Here is a 19,830-nt window from a genome sequence, read left to right as displayed (position 1 = left end):
TCGGGTGCGCTACCGACCGTGCGAGCAGCAGCGTCGACCGCCGCCGATCCGGAGTCTGTCCGAGGGGCGCGGTCGTGAACTTCAACGACTCTCGCCGGGCTGAAGAAGAACTCCGCCGGGCGATCGACTCCGGGAATGCGGACTCTATCGCGCAGGCCGCCATATCGAACATCTGGCCGCTGTACTGCGAACACTACGAGATGCTCGTGACGACCATCGTCGCGCTTCCGAGCGCGACGCTCGAGCGCCATCCCGTGCTCCGGGTGCTGCACCCGATGACAGCCGTGCTTGCGCAGACGTCGCGTCCGTTCCTGCCCCTCGCACCTCCCGACGATTCACGGTCGATTCCGCCCGCAGAGGTCGATGCGCTCGTGCTCGCGCACATGATGGCGTGTCGATTGAGCGGGAACATCGCCGCTGCCCTGGGCTATGCACGCCGCCTCGAAGATCGCATGCTGCGCACCCGCGTCGAGGCTCGAGACCGGATGGACGGTCCGCTCTGGTTCTACCACCACCAGATCGGCACGACGCTTCTCGTCGCCGGCGATACCGGCCGGGCCCTGCTCGAGTTCGCAACGTCCCGCCAACTCGGGTCGTTCTCGATGCAGCCCTACGCGGAACGGGTGGCGCTCGGTCAAGCCGCAATAGCGCACGCCGTGCGCGGCGCGCTGTCCGAAGCGGAGCGCGCCCTTGCTGACGCCGCACGGATGCCGGCGCCCTCGCCCGGGTTCGCGGTGTCGAGCGCGACAGCGGAGAGGACCGCGGCAGCGCTCATCGCCGTCGAACGCATGTCGGACGACATGGATGCGCGGCTGAGCGAGCTCGAATCGTACGACAGTGTCGATGTGACGTGGCCCTTCGCACTCCTCGCGCGCACGCGCGCCTTCCTCGCCCGGCAGCAACCTGAGGACGCGCTCGAGGCGATCCAGCTGGCCGCGGGATCGCACCGCACCGACCACAGCTCTTTCGCAGCGGAAGTGATCGCGGCCACGTCGATCAAGGCACTCCTGGCGATCGGAGACATCCCGCGCGCTCGCAGCATCGCGGACGAGCGGGCCGACACGGGCGTGCTCACCCGGCTGGCGACCGTGCGCGTTTCTCTGCACGAAGGCCGGTTCGAAGCCGCGTCGCAGGCCCTCCAGTTCCTCGCCCGCGATCGCAGACTCGGACCCGCCCAACGTGCGGAATCCGTGCTGCTGTCGGGATGGCTCGAGCTTGCCAGCACCGATGATCTCGGTCGCGACACGGCGCTCCAGATCTCTCGGATCGCCCGGAGGGCCGACAACCGGCGTCTGCTCGAGATCATGCCGCGCCAGCTCGTCGACCTGGTGCGGGAGCGGTTGTCGAGCGAGTCCGCGGCGGATTTCGCGGAGATGACCGCGGGTCTGGCGAACTTCGAGATGCGCGCCCGGCCGGCGCTGACTCAGGGCGAACTGCGTGTTCTCAACGCCCTCCCGGGGAACGATTCGATCGCTGAGATGGCGTCGAGGTTCCATGTGTCGCCGAACACGATCAAATCCCAGCTGCGTTCGCTGTACCGCAAGCTCGGGTGTTCTACGCGAGCCGAAGCGATCAGTGTGGCGCAGCGACTGAACATCCTGGAGCTCACAACGGGGTCGAAGATCTCAGCGCGGGCGTGAAGCGCGCATCCGGACGCGCGCACGGAGGTGAACGCGGGGTGATGCCGCGGATGAGGCGTCGGGCGATTCTGCAGCGGCGCAGGGTGTGCGCGGGGTGGGCGGGGGATAGTCTCCGGGTGGCCGTCGTCATGTCTGTGCCTCGACAGATGTGACTCCGCACGAGCACGAGAAGGTCGCCATGTCCTCACCGCTACCCCGCGCCTTCCCGGGCATCCGCATCGCCCGGGCCGCCCCAGCCGACGCGAGCGTCTAGGCGGTGGCCCCGGTGTCCGATCGCGAACGGGAAGACAGCGTCCTGCAGGCGCGCATCGCAGAGCTCGAGGCCGAGAACAGGCGTCTGATCGAAGCGGACGCCGCGCTCTCGGCGCCTGATGTCCGCCCACGCCGATCGTGGCGAGCCTTCCTCTCGGCGATGTGCATCGTGCTGGCAGGACTGCTCGTTCCCGTGTCGATCGTGGGCGGCTGGGTGCGGGCGGAGCTCGTCGACGCCGACAGGTTCGTCGCGACGTTCGGGCCGCTCGCCGAGGATCCTGCCGTCCAGGCGATGCTCATCGAAGAGATGTCAAGTGTCGTGGATGACCAGGTCGACATCGGACAGCTGACCGACGACCTCTTCGATGGTGTGGCGACGCTGGACCTGCCGCCGCGCGCTCTCGCGGCTCTCGACCTGCTGCGTGCGCCAGCCGCAGCCGGGGCACGCAGCATCGTCGACAACACGATCACGCGGGTCGTGGAGTCAGAGACCTTCGCGGATGTCTGGCGCACCGCGCTCGCCGCGAGCCACCGTGCTCTCGTCATCGCGGCGACCGGGGGTGCCGATGACGGCCCTGTCACGATCGATGGCGCCGGCGCCATCGGCATCCAGCTCGGTCCGATCATCGCCGAGGTCAAAGCACAGCTGATCGATCGTGGGGTGACCTTCGCGAGCGTCATCCCGCCGATGGACCGAACGATCGTTGTCGCGCAGAGCGACGCCCTCGTCACGGTCCGGCTCGTCTACGGCCTTGCCTCGACCGTGGGGTGGTGGCTGCCGGTCGTCACGCTGGCTCTGTTCGCAGGCGGTGTGCTCCTCGCCCGCCGCCGTACGACGGCGATCCTGGGAGTCGGCGTCGCGGCTGCTTTCGGGGGCGCGACGCTGGCGGTCGCACTCGGTGTCGGCCAGCTCGTCCTCGAGCTGGCGCCCCTGGACACGGGCGTGAGGTCTGACGCGCTGCTGGCGATCTACGAGCAGGTGATCGCCGCGATGCGTCAGACGGCGGTCGTCATGACCGTTGTGGGGATCGTCGTGGCGGTTCTCGCATGGAGCCAGGGCCGCTGGCGCACCGCGACGTCGCTTCGTCGTTCCGTCTCGGCCGTCAACGCGTCGATCCGCGAAGGGCTCGCGCAGCGGTCATTCAGCACGGGGGCGTTCGGTGCGTGGATGGATCGTCGCCGGGTGCTCGTCCGGGCGATCATCGCGGCGGGCGCCGTGGTCTGGCTCGCGGCGTTGCGTCCGCTCGGGATCGGTGACGTCGTTCTCGTGCTCGTCGTGGCGCTTCTCGCGTGGTGGTTCAGTGAGCTCGCGCGGCGGCCGAGAACCGCTGCGGCGCGAGACGTTCCGCATCCGACGATCCCGCGCGCGGGATGAGGTCGGGCAGAGCGGTCACGCCTGTGGGCGCCGCCACCCCTTTGCCACTACCGAGGCGTCCCGACTGAGGCCGGCGCCCAGCACCATCCCGATCGCGATGGCGATGAGCGAGCCGAACGTGCGCAGGATCGTGCTGGTGGCTCCCGCCGTACCGGAGGCCGCTTCACTCAACCCGATGAAGCCCATCGATCCGGGCACCAGCACCCAGTAGGCGCACGTCAGCATGATCGCCGTCGACGCTGCGGGTCTGAGCCGACTGGCGAGGTACACGGCAGGAATCACGATGAGCGCGCCGATGAGTCCCGACAGTTCGGCTCCGACGAGAAGGTTGCCGAGCAGCTGCGCGGAGTGCGCGATGACGAGGGCGTACACGATCCAGATCAGAGACCCGGACGGCGCCGAGGAGAAGAGGTAGTAGCCCAGGCTGACGAGGAGCAGGCCGACCCACGGCGCCCATGCGCCGAGTTGAGTGGGAGCCGTGGTGATGGCTGGCGGCTCCCCGGCGACCGTGATGCCCGCGAAGACCCCGAACGCGAGAAGTGCCAGCCGTGCGACACCGAAGACCAGCCGGCTCGCTCCCGCCATCACCTGACCGGAGGTGAGTTCCACCGCGGCGATCGTGAGGGTGAGTCCAGGAAGGAAGGAGACGAGCGACGGTGCGACGAGTCGCAGCACGTCGTCGTGGACGAGCGGGCGCACCAGCAGCGATATCAGGAGGGTGACCGCGAAAGCGGTCGCGACCGGCAGGAGCAGCGAGAGCGTCGGGGCGCGGGCACCGATGAGCACGATGGCGCCGACGATGACGCCTAGCACGACGTACACCGGCAGGGCGGTGACGGTGGGATTGAGCACCATGCCGAAGCCGACGGTGAGGAGCGTGTAGCCGACGACCGTCAGGATCGAACCGAACCGGGGCGGTGCGGCTTTGATCTCGGCGAGGTCCGCGACGACCTGGGCCGGATCGGGTACTTTCGCGAACGCGCGCTGGACGACACGTTCCACCGCTCCCGCCTGATCCAGTCGAAGGGGCTCCGGGTCGGCGGCGACGAATGCCGTCTGGGACGGAGAGGTCGAGGGGTCTTCGAGGAGTACGAGCGTCGGAAGGACGAAGATGCGCAGTTCAGGTCGTCCGTATCGGACGGCGAGCTGTTGAAGTGTCTCCTCGACATCGCTCGTGGCTTGCGAAGAGGCGAGCAGCGTCGCGCCGAGCTGCCCGAGCATCCCCGTGACGCCCGCCTCGCGATCGGTCGTCACGCCGGTATCGGCGCTCGGGTCCGTCGGACGCAGTGCGAGCAGCGCGCCCCGGGCTCGCGTGAGGAAACCGGGTTCTCGCCGTCCACGACGCGACATCATCGCCTCCTCATTCGACGGGCAGGGCGATGAGGTGATGGCGCATCGCGATCTTGAGCGCCTCGTCGCGCGTCGAGCAGCCGAGCTTGCGGTAGATGGACTTGAGCTGCGACTTCACCGTGTTGGGGGAGACATGGAACGATGCGGCGATCGCAGCCGTCGTCGATTGCTGAGACAGCGCGTTCAGTACGCGCAGCTCACCGTGGGTGAGGTCGGGCTTTCGACGGGTCTCGATGTGGGTGAGCCCGGCTGTCGCAACGTCGAACCCGGCAACCTCTGAGGCCGGAAGTTCGCTGCGCACGAGCGAGATCAGCTGCTGCGGCATCGTGGCGAGGAGCCGGCGGATATTCCCCTTCTCGGTGAGGCGCGCGATCTGCCGCGCGGTCTCGGTGTCCACGGTGTCGGTGCGCATCATCTCGAGCCAGGTCGAGAGCAGGAGCGCCTCGACCCGTTGCCCCGGGCCGAGGGTCAGATCGGCCGAAACCCGCCGCACACCCCGCGCAGCGAGATCCAGACGGGAGTCCTGCAGGGCGAGCCGAACAGACGCGATCGTCGTGAGCGAGCCTGCTTGAGTGCTCGACGCGACCTCGCGACGCGCTCCTGCGACATCGCCCGCGGCCCACAGTGCCTCGATGGTCGCGGAGTGGATGACGTCGGATGCGAAGGATCCGTGTCGGGTCGGGTGCGCTTCGCTTGCCAGATGCAGGGCTTCGATGGCCTCGTCGGGCCGATGGCGCGCCAGGAGGGATCGCGTGCGCGCAAGAAGCGCGAACGGCCAGCTCAGCTCGATGCTGTCGTAGGGTTCGAGATCCGCGAGCATGTCGTCCGCGTCGTCCGCCATGCGCTCCACCGCGACGAGTGCGGCGGCGCTGCGTTCGGTCATCGTGCTCGAATTGACGTGCGCGCTGGTCGCCGGCGGTTGGTGCGCGAGGTCGCAGAGCGCGAGCTCGGCGTCATCGAGTGACCCACGCACAGCGTGCGCGAGGGCCGTGCGTCCGAGGGCGAGGCGTTCGGCATCCGGCTGATTCGACAGTCGTCCGAGCTGTCGTGCGGTGGCGAACTCCAGCAGTGCGCCAGAGGAGTCGCCCGCCGCGAGCAGGGTCGAGCCGATCTGCTGGTGGTAGTACCAGAGCGGTCCGTCGGTGCGCTCGCGCGATTCGACCCGGACGTGGTTGATGCGCTCCTCGAGGCGATGCGCATAGATGAGGGCCGCGGAGACGTCACCGCTGAAGCGGAACGCGATCATCTGCACGAGAGTGAGGATGTCCAGTTCGTCCGGGGACATCGATCGCGCGTCCTCGGGATAGATGAGGGGCTTGAAGGGGCGCGTCGTCCGGGCGAGCACCGGTGTCATGCGATGCGCGACCTGCAGCACCGGATACCGCGTGAGGATGGCGCTCGGGAGGGCCTCGACCGCGGCGGTCAGCAGCTCGAAGTGCGCGCTGTACAGAGGCCAGACGTTGGACATCGCCGCCTGGGCGATCGTCTCCGGCTTGCCCGATGCCATGGCCCGTCGCAGTTCGGCTTCGGCCCTGACCTCGTCATGGAGGTTCACCAGCGACCTGTTCGTCGACCTGAGCGGCGCCGATGCCTCCCGGTGAGGACGGGGATCGTCATGACCCGTTGGTTTCGGCCGACCGCGCTGCGCGCGCGGCGGCAGCCTGGCGCAGGTCGGTGAGGGTGAGCAGCCGCAGCTCGCGCCCGGCGTCGAAGCTCTCGGTCACGTTGCCGGCGATGCCCCCCTCGACGGCGAGCCTGCTCGCGAGGTCCAAGACGCGCTGCGGCGCTCCCTCGCTGAAGTCGGCATCTGCCAGATCCACCCACACGATGTTGGGGCGGGTGGTGGACTCGAAGACGTAGCGGCGCCGGGTGAGGTCGGCGACCACCTGCCAGATGGTCTGCGAAGCGTCGGGCTTGCCGGGATCGGGGATCCGGAACGGCTGCGCGGCGTTGCGGACGACACTGAGCATCGACGCGATCGCCTCGACCTGCGTCGCAGGCTGGGGCAGTCGGTCGACGTAATACGCCGCGCGGGCGAAGCGGTCCGTCGCCAGCGTCGTGCCGGGAAGAGGGCGGTCGCCGCCGAACGCTTCCAGCTGGGCGAGAAGCGCGAGCTGTTGGTCGTACTTCGGTGAGTTGGTCATGACGCGGTACTGGGCACCGTGGTGCAGTTCGATCACGCCGTCGATGTACTCGATGATCGCCGAGTCGCCCGAGGCATCGTCGAGTGCGAGGTGGATCGCGGGGACCTCGCCGGTCGCGGGATCGCTGAGAGGCACGAGCTGCACCTGCGTCTGTTCTACCCAGGCGACGGCTTCGGCGACGGTGGCGAACCCGTCGAGGAAGAACTGCAGCCAGACGGCCTGGCTGAGTGCGGGGCGGGAGGCGTCCAGCTCACCGTATTCCGATTCGGCGAGCCACAGCACATGACCCGCGAGACCGGCCTCGTTCATCCCGTCGACCGTGATCATGTCGAATGCCGTCGCCACGACACTGCCGTAGCGGGCGGTCCAAGCGAGATCACCGTTGACCCCGTCATCGCGGTGAACACCCCGGGGGAGCATCCATAGGTTCGTCGCGAGGTCACGGTGGTAGTCCATGTTCCTGCCGACGATGACGGCGCCGGAGGCGTCCGGCCACACCACTCTCGTGCACATGCGGTTCATTCCTCACTCAGTGAACGTCACAGAGACGTCAAGACAGAGACGGCAAACATGCCGTCGCGATCATGTGCCCGGTGATCTCGGCCGCGGGCATCGGCGCGGCGCTACTTCTTGCGGGGGCGGAACCAGGGAAAGAGCGATCCGATCACGACGCCGGCGATGAGGACGGCGAGGAACCAGCCCCAGGCGGGCATCGTGAACTGCAAGAACAGGAATCGCAGCGTCGCGGGTCCGACATTGGAGAACACGAATGTCAGCGCGGCGACCGACAGGATGATCGCGAGGATCACTTTGCCGTTCGCAGCGCGTGCGTCCTTGTCGGTGGTGACGGTTTCCTTGTCTGGCATACGTTCTCCTTCTCGCTCTACGCCGAGTGCGTCGGCCCCGCGTGGACCGCGCGACGAGCGCCTCGAACGGACCTTATCCACAAAACGCGGCCGCGCACGACGGGGTGATAGCGGGGTGATCAGCGGGCTAAAGACCGGATGACGACGCGGGCGAAATCTCCCGGCATCCGTCTCTCGGTATCAGGGCGCGGAATAGTCTCACCGGCATGACCCCAGGTACCAAGGCACCCCAGCGCATGATCATCCGGAACGTCCGCGTGTTCGACGGCGTGAACGACGCGACGCAGGACAACGTCGACGTGCTCGTCGAGGGCGCCCACGTGGTCGCTGTGTCGTCGTCGCCCGTCGCCGGCGATGCTTCGGACGGTGTGCTCGAGATCGATGGTGGCGGCAAGTTCCTGATGCCCGGACTGAGCGATGCTCACGTTCACCTCATGGGCAACGCGAACAGCATGGTGGAGTTCCTGCAGGGTCCGACCGGGGCCCTGTACGGCAACACGATCGCCGAAGCCAAGCGCATGCTGCTGCGCGGCTTCACGACCGTTCGCGACATGGGCGGCGACACCGCGCCGGTGAAGTCGCTCATCGACCGGGGCGTGTTCGAGGGGCCGCGCATCTTCCCGAGCCAGGCGATGATCTCCCAGACGTCGGGTCACGCCGACTTCTCGTTCGTGTACGACGTGCCCGAGGAGTTCGGCGGCAAGCCCAGCCGCACCGAGGACATCCACTTCACGCGCATCGCCGACGGCGTCCCGCGCGTCCTCGCCGCGGTGCGCGAGCAGCTCAAGCACGGCGCAAGCCAGATCAAGCTCACCCTCGGCGGTGGCGCGGCGTCGATGTACGACCCGCTCAACACGCTGCAGTACACGCCGGATGAGATCCGCGCCGCCGTCCAGGCAGCGAACGACTACGGAACGTACGTCGCGACGCACGTCTACACGCCGGCCGGCATCGCGCGTGCCATCGATGCCGGTGTGGCATCGATCGAGCACGGCCATCTGGCCGACGAAGAGACGATCAAGCGCATCGCCGACGCGCAGATCTGGCTCTCGATGCAGCCGTTCGCCGAAGACGACCACCACTATCCCGACCCGTCGCGCGCGGCCAAGAACACCGAGATCTGCCACGGCACCGAGCAGGTGTACGAGTGGGCGAAGAAGTACGGCGTCAAGACGGCGTGGGGCACAGACCTGCTGCTCGAGCCGCAGTCCGCACCGCGGCAGAGCGCCATGGCGGCCCGCCTGAGCGAGTTCTACACGAACGCCGAAGCGCTCAAGATGCTCACATCGGGCAACGCCCAGCTCTTCGAGATGGCCGGCGAACGCAACACCTACCGCGGCGGCAAGCTCGGCGTCATCGCCGAGAACGGCTGGGCCGACATGATCCTCGTCGACGGCGACCCGCTCACCGATCTCTCGCTCATCGCCGACCCCGACACCAACTTCCGCCTCATCGTCAAGAACGGGCAGGTCGTCAAGAACACCCTCTGATCGGGCCGCGGACCCTTCACCCGCAGGTCGAGGTCTGGGCGGCCACGCTCGGAGCGCTCGACGCCTACCAATGCTCGATGTCCCCGAAATGTCAGGAGTGAAAGTGCCTTCCAACACCACCAAGGCGCGTCAGTCGACGAACATCGACCCGACGCTCGCCATCAACCCCGTCTTCGTGCGGCCCGGCGAAGCGACCGAGTTCAACAAGTTCGTCATGCCGGACGGCCCGAGTCTTCCTGAGACCGCCTACCAGATCGTGCACGACGAGGCGGTCCTCGACGGCAACTCGCGCCTCAACCTCGCGACCTTCGTCTCCACCTGGATGGACGACTACGCGTTGAAGCTGTACTCCGAGGCAGCCGACAAGAACATGATCGACAAGGACGAGTATCCGGCGACGGCGGCGATCGAGGACCGCTGCTGGCGCATGCTCGCCGAACTGTGGCACGTCCCCGACACGGCCGACACGATCGGCACGTCCACGATCGGCTCGTCCGAAGCATGCATGCTCGGCGGTCTCGCTCTGAAGCGCCTGTGGCAGGAGAAGCGCAAGGCCGAGGGCAAGTCGACCGAGAAGCCGAACCTCATCATGTCGGCGGCGGTCCAGGTCGTGTGGGAGAAGTTCTGCAACTACTGGGACATCGAGCCCCGCTACGTTCCCGTGACCCCGGACCACATGGTGCTGGATGGATTCGAGCTCGAGAAGTACGTCGACGAGAACACCATCGGCGTCGTCGCGATCCTCGGTCAGACGTTCACGGGCGCCTACGAGCCCGTCGAGGCGATCGCGAAGAAGCTCGACCAGATCCAGGCCGACACCGGACTCGACGTGAAGATCCACGTCGACGGTGCATCGGGCGCCATGGTCGCTCCGTTCTGCCAGCCCGACCTCGTGTGGGACTTCCAGATCGACCGGGTCAACTCCATCAGCACATCCGGTCACAAGTACGGGCTCGTCTACCCCGGCGTCGGATGGGTCGTGTGGCGCGACAAGGCCGTGCTCCCCGAGAGCATGATCTTCCACGTCAGCTACCTCGGTGGCGACATGCCGACGCTCGCCTTGAACTTCTCGCGGCCGGGCGCCCAGGTGCTGCTGCAGTACTACCAGTTCCTTCGTCTCGGTCGTGAGGGCTACCGTGCCGTCCAGCAGAACTCGATCGACGTCGCGACCTACCTCTCGAGCGAGATCGCGAAGATCGGTCCCTTCGACCTCATCAGCAAGGGTGACACCATCCCGGTGTTCGCGTGGGTGCTCAAGGACGGCTACACCGACAAGTGGAGCCTCTACGATCTCGCGGACCGCCTGCGGATGAAGGGCTGGCTCGTGCCGGCGTACCCCATGGCCGACAACATGTCGGACATGGTGCTCCAGCGCATCGTGGTCAAGGTCGGCCTCAGCCGTGACCTAGCCACGGCGCTCCTGGCAGACATCAAGGGTGAGGTGGAGTTCTTGGAGTCGCTCACGGCGCCGCTTCCTCGCGAGGTCGCCAGCGGGTCCCACTTCCACCACTGATTCGACTGTGTGCGGGGAGGGCGCCGGGCTGGCCCTCCCCGCACACGCGATTCATCGATCGAAACCCGGATGGAGAGACCATGACGACGGCGGCCATGGCGGCGGACCTTCCGCGGCGCTTATTCGTGCCGACCCTGACGAAGCAGTGCTGGATCTTCGTGATCGGCTCGTCACTGTTCGCGCTGGGGTCTGCACCCGGACTCGGCGACCTGATGGGTGCGAGTGCATCGAACCTCTGCTACTTCGTCGGCGCATGGTTCTTCACGACGGCCGGTCTCATCCAGCTGTTCTTGAGCGGCGCCATCGCGGTTCCGGTGGCGTACGCTCCCGGCCGGATGGTGCGCGCGGAGTGGCTCGCCGCCGCGACGCAGACCTTCGGGACGCTCATGTTCAACGTGAGCACGACGGCTGCTCTGCACGCCAGGACGATCACGTCCGAGGAGCGCTTCGTCTGGAACCCGGACGCCGGCGGCTCGGTCGCCTTCCTCGTGAGCGGTGTCCTCGCCTTCGTCGCCTACGCGCATCAGGCCCGCCTGCTCGACCTGGGCAAGCGTGCGTGGTGGGCGGTGCTGGTCAACTTCCTCGGCTGCGTCGCCTTCGGCGTGTCAGCGGTCGGGGCGTACATCCTTCCCAGCGGCGACACGGTCAATGACGCCGTCGCCAACGGCGGGACCTTCATCGGCGCGCTCTGCTTCCTGCTCGCGTCCCTCATGGTGCTGCCGCAGTGGGATCGTTCGGCGACTCGGGGCGTCGCATCCCGCGGAGCGCGCGCCACCACCCCGGACGTCCAGTGACCTCCGAGAAGACGTCGGCCCCGCCGAAGCCGCGTCGCGCGCTCATCGACGACGAGTCCGCGGCGATCATCATCGCGGCATCCGTCTTCGCCGTCACCGCCGCAGTGGCCGCGGTCGTGTTCTGGGGTCGCGAACTCCCGATCGCGGGGCGAGGATCGCTCGGCGAATTCGTCGCGATCGCCGGAGCGGTCGCTGCCGCACTCGCCTTTGCCGGTGGTCGGCTGGTGGCATCCGTCCTCAAGATCGGGGGGATCCCCGGCGAGACCCGCGCTCGCTATCTGTGGTTCGACCTCGTGGCGCTGTCGGTCGCCCACGCCGCGATCGCGCTCCTGGGCTGGACGGGAGTGGCGACGGTCCTCGAGCACAGTTTCGTCGGCGCGACCGTGTTCACCACCCCCGCCGTCGTGCTGGCGGCATCGGCGACGGCGCTGAGCGGATACGCGGCGTACCTGTCGGGCCTCAGCCTGTCCCCGCGCCAGCTGTCGCTCGTGCTCGCGCTTTTCCTCGCCGTCGGGATGATCACCGCGATGCTGAGCTCGAGCGATCCGCAGTGGTGGCAGATGAACCTGTCCGCGCTGGGGATCACGCACGACATCTCCTCGCTGACGTTCAATCTGACCCTGATCATCTCGGGCGTCATCGTCACGACGATCGCACGCTTCGGCACGGCGTCGCTGCCGGCGACGACGGTGGCAGAGCGTCGTCGCCGTGCCGTCGTCCGCACTCTGTTCGTGCTCATCGGCGTCATGCTCGCCTGCGTCGGCGTCTTCCCCGTAGACCGTTTCTTCCTGCTGCACAACACCGTCGCGACGGGGATGGCGGTGGCCTTCGGCGTGCTCGTCATCGGTGCACCGTGGCTGCTGCCCACGGTGCCGAAGACGTTCATCGTGCTCGGGTACGTCTTCGTCGCCGCCGTGGTGGGACTGACCGTGCTCTTCGCCGCAGGCATCTACAACCTCACGGCCGTCGAGCTCATCGCCGCCGTGCTCATCTTCGCGTGGATCATCCTGTTCCTGCGCAACGTGCAGACGAGAACCTGACGTGCTCGTCCTCCTCGCCGACCTGCTGACTCTCGCCGTCGCGGTCGCGATCAGTCCGCTCGCGATCGTCGCCGTCATCCTCATGGCGACGGCCGGCAAGGGCCGCTCCAACGGCACGGCGTTCGTGCTGGGCTGCTACGTCTTCATGGTCGTCTTCGTGGGGGTGCTCGTGCTCATCGGCCGTTCCGCGGGAACCGAAGACGCGCATTCGGTTCCCCGGCTGCTGGTCGACGTCATCGAGATCCTGCTGGGCGTCGCGCTGCTGACCATGGCCGTGCTGCAGTGGCGCAAGAGGGGTCTGAAGGACACTCCGGGCTGGATGAACCAGATCGACGGACTCACGATCGGCAAGGCGTTCGTCGTCGGCGTGCTGCTGTCCGGTCCGCTGTCGCCCAAGGACCTGCCGCTGCTGATCGCCGCCGGCGGGCGGATCTCGCAGGCCGACCTGCCCGTCGAGCAGATCGTCTCGGTCGTCCTGATCTTCGCCGTGCTCGGCGTCACGGCGGTCGCGATCCCGTGGATTGTCAGCATCGTGGCGCCGGACCGCGCCGAGGCGACACTCGCCAAGCCGCGGGACTGGCTGGTCGCCAACCACGCCGTCATCGTGACCGTGCTCTTCATCGTCCTCGGGTTCAAACTGGTGGGCTCAGGCGTGGCCGACCTGGTCGGGTGACGCGCCGGAATGACCATCGAACTGCTCATCGTCGCGGTGATCGCGATCATCGCGATCACCCTGACCTCGACGCTCGCCGACCGCATCGGGGTCGCGGGACCGCTCGTCCTCGTCGCTCTCGGCGTCGCGGTCAGTCTCGTTCCCGCCATTCCCGCGCTGAGCGTTCAGCCCGAGCTGATCCTGGTCGGGGTCCTTCCGCCGTTGCTGTACTCGTCGGCGGTGTCGGCGCCCGCGATCGAACTGCGGCGTGATCTGCGTGCGATCAGCGGGCTGGCGATCCTCCTCGTCATCATCAGTTCCCTCGTGCTCGGGCTCTTCTTCGCCTGGGCGATCCCGGGCCTGGGGCTTCCGCTCGCGATCGCCCTGGGCGCGATCCTGAGTCCCACGGATGCCGTCGCCACCTCGATCGTCCGAAAGCAGGGTGCGCCGCGCCGGGTCGTGACACTGCTCGAGGGTGAAAGCCTCCTCAACGATGCGACGGCGCTCGTGCTGCTGCGCACGGCGATCGCCGCGGCGGCGGCGGGTTTCTCGTTCGCCGCGACGCTCGGCGCCTTCGCCTGGGCGGTGCTGTCCGCTGTCGTGATCGGCACCGTCGCTGGTGTCCTCGCTCTCCGGCTGCGGGAGTGGACGCGCAATGCGGCGGCGAGCACGGCGGTCGGCCTGATCGTGCCGTATCTCGCCTATCTGCCGACCGATGCGGTCAACGGCTCGGGTCTGGTGGCGGCGGTCGTCGCCGGGGTTGTGTGCGGTCAAGGCGCCGTGCGCCGACTCACCCCGGAGCAGCGGATCTCGGACAAGCTCACATGGCGCACGGTCGAGTTCATCCTCGAGGGCGCCGTCTTCCTCGTGATGGGGCTCGAGCTCTACGGCATCGTCGAGAAGAACATCGCGGCGCATGAGGGTCTGCTGCACGGGGCGATGATCGCCGGCGCGGCGTTCCTGATCCTGATCCTGGTGCGCGCCGCCTATGTCTTCCCCATGCTCGCGTTCCACTCCTCGCGCGTCGGCCGCGCCACACGCAGACGGCTGAACACGGCAAGTGGTGAGAGCCGACGCGCCAGCACGAAGCGCGCCGGCCGGATCCGGGCCGACATCGACTACTTCGATGCGTCACCGCTCACCTGGCGCCACAGCGTCATCGTGACGTGGGCGGGGATGCGGGGCGTCGTCACTCTCGCCGCAGCGCAGACGCTTCCCAGAGACACGCCCGAGCGCGACCTGCTCGTGTTCATCGCCTTCGTCGTCGCGGCAGGAAGCCTGCTTCTGCAGGGGATGTCGCTGCCCCTGGTGGCACGGCTCGTGGGGCTCGGCTCGTCGGCGCAGACGCGGTTGCCCAGGCATGCGCTCACGTCGGTCAACCAACAGCTCCGGGATGCCGCGCAGAGCGCGATCGTGGACCGCTCGTTGCACCGCGAGAAGGGTGCTTTTCCCGAGACGCTGTACGCCCGTCCCCCGTCACGGCTCCTCGCCGGGCTCGGATCCGACGCGGAGGTCGCCGGCCCCGAGGCGCTGGAATTCGAACTCGCCCTCATCGGCGTCATGAGGGTACGGTTGCGTCAGATCGCGGCATCCGGAGCGCATGACACAAGCGTCGTGCGACACGTGTTCGACGAACTCGACGCGTACGAGATCAGTGTGCGGCTGCGCCTCGAGAGCGAAGGGTGACAGAGGGATGGACCTCACTTCCCTGCCGCTGGCGGGCATCGCCCTGGCGGTCGCCTCGGCCGCGGTGCTCTCGGTCGGCAACCTCCTGCAGGCGCGCGGCGTGCGCTCCGTGGAAGAGCACACGGACCACGGGGCAGGCGGCTCGCGGGCGATCCAGCTCATCCGCAGCCGTCTGTGGCTTCTGGGAGGGGCGCTTCTCGGGGTCGCGATCCTGCTGCAGATGGGCAGTCTCGCGTTCGCGCCGCTCATCGTCGTGCAGCCCATCGGGGTCGCAGCCCTCGTCTTCACCGTGCTCATCACGGCGATCGCGCTCGGACGGCGACCGACGCCTGCGGTCATTCGGGCGATCGTCGTCTGCGTCGTCGGCGTCGCGGCATTCGTCACGGTGGCAGCCCTCGTCAGCACGCAGCACGCGATCACGGACGTCCAGCTCATTGCCGTCCTCGCTGTGCTCGCGGGAGTGCTCGTCGTGTCGGGTGTGGTCCTCATCGCCGGTCGGGCCCGACCCGCTCCGCCGATCCTCTGGGTGCTTCTCGGCGGAGTGTTCTCGGCGTTCGTCGCGACGCTCGGCAAGACCGTCATCCTCCGGGTCCAGACGGCGTGGCATCACCGCGACTTCGCGATCGACAGCTCGAATCTCCTCACGATCGGCTGTCTCGTGGGGATCGGCATCGCCGGGGCGCTGTCCATCTATTTCGTGCAGCGGGCACACGTGTCCAACCGGCCCGAGGTTGTCGTCGCGGGGCTGACCGTCATCGACCCGACGGTCGCGGTGGTCTTGGGCATCACGATCCTCGGAGAGGCGAGCGACGCACCCCTGTGGGCGGTTTTCGCGTTCATCGCGGCGGGGCTCGTCGCCGTCACGGGAGTGTTCGCGCTGTCCCGGGCCGAGCGCAGTGAGCCGGTCGGGTGATGGACGGGTGATCCGGAGAGTGCCCGTCGGGTGAAACCCGGCGGGATCGCCCGAGCACGTCTCGCGGCGAAGTTAGAGTCTGGGAGGCCTGGGAGGTTCGATGTTCGAAGTCGTCGGCACGATCGTGCTGGGCGCCGTCTTCGCGGTGTGTGCCGGGTGGGTCGCGCAACATGTGCTCGGCACGTCGATCGGGTGGGTTCGGGCCATCCTCTTCGTCGCGATCGTCTATGCGGCGACCGTCCCGATCGTGCGGGCGGCGCTCGAAGCCGGCGATGTCATGGTCGACGGCCGATTCGTGGTTTCCAGCCCGATCGGCATCGTGTTCGTCGCGGTGGCTCTCGGCTGGCAGTTCGCCATCGCCGTCGCCGTCATCATGGTCTCCGAGCTGTTCTGGCCTTCGGGCCGAGGGTGGCACCCGATCCACGCGGTGAAGGAGCTGCTCAGCCGTCGCAAGCGCATGCTGCGCTACGCGCAGACCCTGCGGATCGCGTCCAAGCACGGTCTCAGCCTCTTCGGCAGCCACCGCAGGGGAGAGGACCAGGACGTCCCGGCGGCACTCGTGGCCGCGATGAACGAAGCCGGCGTCACCTTCGTCAAGATCGGGCAGGTGCTCTCGACGCGCGACGACATCCTCCCGAAGGAGTTCACCGAGGCATTGGCGACGCTGCAGATGCAGACCACGCCCCTGCCCTGGGACGACGCCAAGGCGGCGATCGAGGCCGAGCTGCCGGGCACCATCGACGAGGCGTTCGCGTGGGTGGATGAAAAGCCGATGGCGGCGGCCTCGCTCGCCCAGGTGCACGCCGCGCGGCTGCACCCCGCAGACGGCGAGACCGAAGGGGCGAACGTCGTCATCAAGATCCAGCGACCGGATGCCCGCGCGTCGGTCAAGATCGACTCGGACATCATCGTGCGCCTGGCGGAACAGGCCGAGCGTCGGGCGGCGTGGGCGCGCGCCTACGGGCTGAACGCTCTTGCGGGTGAATTCGTGCGGTCCCTCAACGAGGAACTCGACTACCGCATCGAGCTGGCCAACACCGAACTGCTGCGCGACACCCTGGCGCGTTCGACCGTCGGCACGGTGCAGGTGCCCGAGGTGTACCCGGCGCTGTGCACCGAGCGGATGATGGTGCAGGAGCGGATCGAGGGCGTCCCCTTCTCGAACCTCGCCGGGGGACTGCCCGCCGCCATGACCGACGCCCCGCCGCGTGTGCGCACCGACGAGGAGCACTTCGAGATCGGCGACATGGTGGGGACGGTCGCCTGGACGAGGCCCGACCCGCTCCCCACGGCGCGCGAGATCGCGGACTCCCTGGTCGACACCGTCTTCGAGCAGATCGCCGTCCGAGGGATCTTTCACGCCGACCTGCATCCCGGAAACATCATCCTGCGGCCCGACGGGCGCATCGCCCTCATCGACTTCGGTTCCGTCGGCATCCTCGAACGCAGCATGCGACGGGTTCTGGTCGCGATGATGTCCTCCATGGCGGCCGAAGACGACATCGCCCTCACCGATCTGCTGCTGATGATCACCAGCGAGCCCGAAGACGGTGCGGAACTGGACCGACGGGCACTGCAGCATGAGATCGGTGTCATCCTCACGCGCGTGCACAACGCACGCACCGACGCGAGCATCTTCACCGAGGTGATCGATGTCCTCCGGCGGCACCAGCTCTCACTTCCGCCTGCGCTCGTTCTCGTCTTCCGCACGATCGCCTCGGCGGAGGGGGCCCTCCGACAGCTCGTGCCCGACTACGACATGGTCGACCGGGCCCTGACCCGCACATCGTATTTCGCGCGTCAGGCGTTCGACCCCCGGGAGATGCTGGCCGATGCCCGTGTCCAGGTGCAGGTGCTCGGTGAGCAGCTGCGCCGGATGCCGAGACGGATCGAGGCGATCACGTCGCAGCTCGAGAGCGGCACCTTCGGGATGAGCCTGCGGATGTTCCGCGACCCGCGGGAACGCAGCTGGGTCGCTTCGCTGGTCAGTCAGATCACGACGGCGCTCGTGGGTGTCGTCTTGGTGACCGCGTCGGTGTTCCTCGTCGTGTTCGGGGGTGGCCCGTCCCTGACGCCCGATGTCGCCCTGTTCCCGTTCCTCGGCGCCGTGCTCGGCCTCGGGGGCATGCTGCTGGTGCTCAGGTCGCTGCGCACCGCGCTCATGCGCGACGACGGGACCGGGCTGCGATGACCGGACGCCCTCCGGGGTCTCCGGTGTCTAGCGCACGGCTGCATCCGCATCGAGTGCGGCGGTCGCGGCACGCCGACCCTCGGCGATGAGGCGGTCGACGTCGCGCATCGTCCACTGCGCCATCCGCTGCATCTCGGGCTGAACGAGCACGACGCTCGGATCGCGTGCCAGGTCAGCAGTGCGTGTGGTGGTGCGCATCATGCGTACGCTCTCCCACTTCGCGTGCAGGTGCACGACGATGACGCGCTCGGCGCCGAGTTCTCGCGCCGCGGCGTGCGGCACGTTGTCGACCATGCCGCCGTCGGCGAGCAGTTGGTCGCCGACGCGCACGGGGGGAAGCAGACCCGGCACGGCGATCGTCGCCCGCAGGGCCGTGCTCAGCGGTCCGCTGTCGATGGTGACGGCGCGGCGGGTGCGCAGATCCGTCGCGACGGCCCCGAAGCGGCGGGGCAGGTCTTCGATCCTCGGGTCTTCTCGGAGCAGCCCGCGGATGGCATCGGTCACGACCTGTGTGTCCAACAGGCCCCACCGGGGCCGGAAGGTCCAGCGGGCGATACGTCGCCAGCGGAAGGTCCGTGCGATGCGCTCGATGGCGTCACCGTCGAGACCCGCCGCGAATGCGGCGCCCACGAGCGCACCCGAGCTCGTGCCGGTCACGATGCCAGGGCGGATGCCCCGTTCTTCCAGCACCTGCAGAACCCCGACGTGCGCTGCACCGAACGCACCGCCTCCGCTGAGGGTGATGCCGAGCGTCGCATCGTCGACGGCGGTCGGTGTTTCGGGGATCACGTGGTGACCGTATCACCGGGTGCGAGCGGGCCGCGGCAGGGTCACAGCGGGATGATTCGGCGGGTGAGAAGCCGGGTGATCCCGCGAGAACACGAGGGTGGAGCGGTCGATAAGGTGAAGCAGGGATACGCCCGATGCGAGGAGACGTGATGGTGCGCGTGGCGGTTGCTCAGGTCGGCTCGGTGCTCTTCGACACCGCCGGGACGATGCGCAAGCTGCGCGCCTGCGTCGATGAGGCCCGTGCGCAGGGCGTCGCGTTCCTCGTGCTTCCCGAAGCGCTCGTCGGAGGCTATCCGAAGGGGCTGTCGTTCGGTGCGGTGCTCGGCTCGCGAAGCGATGCCGGCAGAGACGAGTTCCTCCGCTACGCCCAGTCCGCGATCTCCATTCCGGGGCCCGAGATCGACGAGATCGCCCAGCTCGCGCGCGACGCCCGGATGACGATCGTGGTGGGCGTGATCGAACGTGACGGCGGCACGCTCTACTGCACAGCCGTGTACGTCGGGCCGGACGGGGAGTTCCTCGGCAAGCACCGCAAGCTCATGCCCACGGGCAGCGAACGCCTCGTCTGGGGCCAGGGCGACGGCTCCACGATCAACGTCGTCGATTCTCCGGCCGGCCGGTTCGCCGCGACGATCTGCTGGGAGAACTACATGCCCCAGTTCCGGCTCGCGACCTACCAGCAGGGCGTGCAGCTGTGGTGCGCTCCGACCGTCGATGACCGCGACATCTGGCAGGCGACGATGCGTCACATCGCCTACGAAGGCCGGTGCTTCGTTCTCAGCGCGTGTCAGTACCTCAACGTCGACTCGCTGCCCGACGACTACGACCTGCAGCGGTCCGGCGATGCCCGTGGCGACCTGATCCGCGGCGGCAGCGTCATCGTCTCACCGTTCGGGGAGGTGCTGGCGGGACCCGTCTACGGCGAGGAGGTGCTCCTGGTCGCCGACATCGACCTCGAAGACCAGGCGCGCGGAAAGTACGACCTCGATGTCGTGGGTCATTACGCCCGGCCCGATGTGTTCTCGCTCACCGTCGACACGACGCCGAAGTCCGTCGTCGTGCGGTCCGGTGCGTCCGACCAGGACGGGCCCGAAGCGGCGCGCTGACCGGGGTCGGCGGTGCGCGAGGCGCGTGC

The 19,830-nt window shown here is 68.0% G+C and carries 16 protein-coding genes; 11 read left to right on the top strand and 5 right to left on the bottom strand.

The window, feature by feature from the left end; translation table 11 throughout:
* Window positions 1-206 precede the first annotated feature (206 nt).
* Window positions 207-1,640: a helix-turn-helix transcriptional regulator gene (locus tag AC25Y0_RS11105; RefSeq protein ID WP_488134668.1), complete on the top strand. Its 1,434-nt coding sequence runs from the start codon at window positions 207-209 to the stop codon at window positions 1,638-1,640.
* Between the two features lie 265 nt (window positions 1,641-1,905).
* A complete protein-coding gene (locus AC25Y0_RS11100) occupies window positions 1,906-3,267 on the top strand; it encodes a hypothetical protein (protein WP_488121852.1) in 1,362 nt (453 codons plus the stop codon).
* Window positions 3,268-3,282: 15 nt separating this feature from the next.
* Here the strand turns inward: AC25Y0_RS11100 and AC25Y0_RS11095 are convergent, their stop codons facing one another.
* The 4 genes from AC25Y0_RS11095 to AC25Y0_RS11080 all read right to left on the bottom strand — a co-directional run bounded on the left by AC25Y0_RS11095 (window position 3,283) and on the right by AC25Y0_RS11080 (window position 7,627).
* A complete protein-coding gene (locus AC25Y0_RS11095; RefSeq protein ID WP_488134667.1) occupies window positions 3,283-4,620 on the bottom strand; it encodes a threonine/serine exporter family protein in 1,338 nt (445 codons plus the stop codon).
* Between the two features lie 7 nt (window positions 4,621-4,627).
* Complete coding sequence (locus AC25Y0_RS11090; RefSeq protein ID WP_488121854.1) at window positions 4,628-6,172, bottom strand: response regulator transcription factor; 1,545 nt, start codon at window positions 6,170-6,172, stop codon at window positions 4,628-4,630.
* A gap of 58 nt (window positions 6,173-6,230) precedes the next feature.
* Complete coding sequence (locus tag AC25Y0_RS11085; protein ID WP_488121855.1) at window positions 6,231-7,274, bottom strand: linear amide C-N hydrolase; 1,044 nt, start codon at window positions 7,272-7,274, stop codon at window positions 6,231-6,233.
* Between the two features lie 110 nt (window positions 7,275-7,384).
* Window positions 7,385-7,627 (bottom strand): LapA family protein, encoded by a 243-nt coding sequence (locus AC25Y0_RS11080; RefSeq protein ID WP_488121856.1) that lies wholly within the window; start codon window positions 7,625-7,627, stop codon window positions 7,385-7,387.
* A gap of 206 nt (window positions 7,628-7,833) precedes the next feature.
* Here AC25Y0_RS11080 and AC25Y0_RS11075 point away from each other — a divergent pair, with 206 nt between their 5' ends.
* From AC25Y0_RS11075 to AC25Y0_RS11040, 8 genes are all read left to right on the top strand, one after another.
* Window positions 7,834-9,117 carry a metal-dependent hydrolase family protein gene (locus AC25Y0_RS11075; RefSeq protein ID WP_488121857.1) on the top strand — a complete coding sequence of 428 codons (1,284 nt, stop codon included), beginning with the start codon at window positions 7,834-7,836 and terminating at the stop codon, window positions 9,115-9,117.
* Between the two features lie 103 nt (window positions 9,118-9,220).
* Window positions 9,221-10,630 (top strand): glutamate decarboxylase, encoded by a 1,410-nt coding sequence (gad, locus tag AC25Y0_RS11070; protein WP_488121858.1) that lies wholly within the window; start codon window positions 9,221-9,223, stop codon window positions 10,628-10,630.
* A gap of 80 nt (window positions 10,631-10,710) precedes the next feature.
* The gene (locus AC25Y0_RS11065) at window positions 10,711-11,424 is read left to right on the top strand and encodes a hypothetical protein (protein ID WP_488121859.1); all 714 of its coding nucleotides are present in this window, start codon (window positions 10,711-10,713) and stop codon (window positions 11,422-11,424) included.
* Window positions 11,421-12,464 carry a DUF998 domain-containing protein gene (locus AC25Y0_RS11060; RefSeq protein ID WP_488121860.1) on the top strand — a complete coding sequence of 348 codons (1,044 nt, stop codon included), beginning with the start codon at window positions 11,421-11,423 and terminating at the stop codon, window positions 12,462-12,464. Before AC25Y0_RS11065 ends, AC25Y0_RS11060 begins: the two co-directional genes overlap by 4 nt.
* A gap of 1 nt (window position 12,465) precedes the next feature.
* Complete coding sequence (locus AC25Y0_RS11055) at window positions 12,466-13,137, top strand: GAP family protein (RefSeq protein ID WP_488121861.1); 672 nt, start codon at window positions 12,466-12,468, stop codon at window positions 13,135-13,137.
* A 9-nt stretch (window positions 13,138-13,146) separates the two neighbouring features.
* Window positions 13,147-14,802, top strand: coding sequence for a cation:proton antiporter (locus AC25Y0_RS11050; protein ID WP_488121862.1), 1,656 nt, complete (start codon window positions 13,147-13,149; stop codon window positions 14,800-14,802).
* Window positions 14,803-14,809: 7 nt separating this feature from the next.
* Window positions 14,810-15,715 (top strand): DMT family protein, encoded by a 906-nt coding sequence (locus tag AC25Y0_RS11045; RefSeq protein ID WP_488121863.1) that lies wholly within the window; start codon window positions 14,810-14,812, stop codon window positions 15,713-15,715.
* 100 nt (window positions 15,716-15,815) lie between these two features.
* The gene (locus AC25Y0_RS11040; protein WP_488121864.1) at window positions 15,816-17,906 is read left to right on the top strand and encodes an ABC1 kinase family protein; all 2,091 of its coding nucleotides are present in this window, start codon (window positions 15,816-15,818) and stop codon (window positions 17,904-17,906) included.
* 27 nt (window positions 17,907-17,933) lie between these two features.
* On the opposite strand, the gene AC25Y0_RS11035 is transcribed toward AC25Y0_RS11040, so the two are convergent.
* Window positions 17,934-18,695, bottom strand: coding sequence for a patatin-like phospholipase family protein (locus AC25Y0_RS11035; protein WP_488121865.1), 762 nt, complete (start codon window positions 18,693-18,695; stop codon window positions 17,934-17,936).
* A 134-nt stretch (window positions 18,696-18,829) separates the two neighbouring features.
* On the opposite strand from AC25Y0_RS11035, the gene AC25Y0_RS11030 reads away from it, so the two are divergent.
* On the top strand, window positions 18,830-19,801 hold the full coding sequence (locus tag AC25Y0_RS11030) for a carbon-nitrogen hydrolase family protein (protein ID WP_488121866.1): 972 nt from the start codon (window positions 18,830-18,832) through the stop codon (window positions 19,799-19,801).
* The last annotated feature ends 29 nt before the right edge of the window (window positions 19,802-19,830 follow it).

The organism is Microbacterium sp. Y547 (assembly GCF_057669785.1).
Note: the sequence above shows the minus strand (reverse complement) of the source record. Positions and strands in the feature narration are given on the sequence as shown.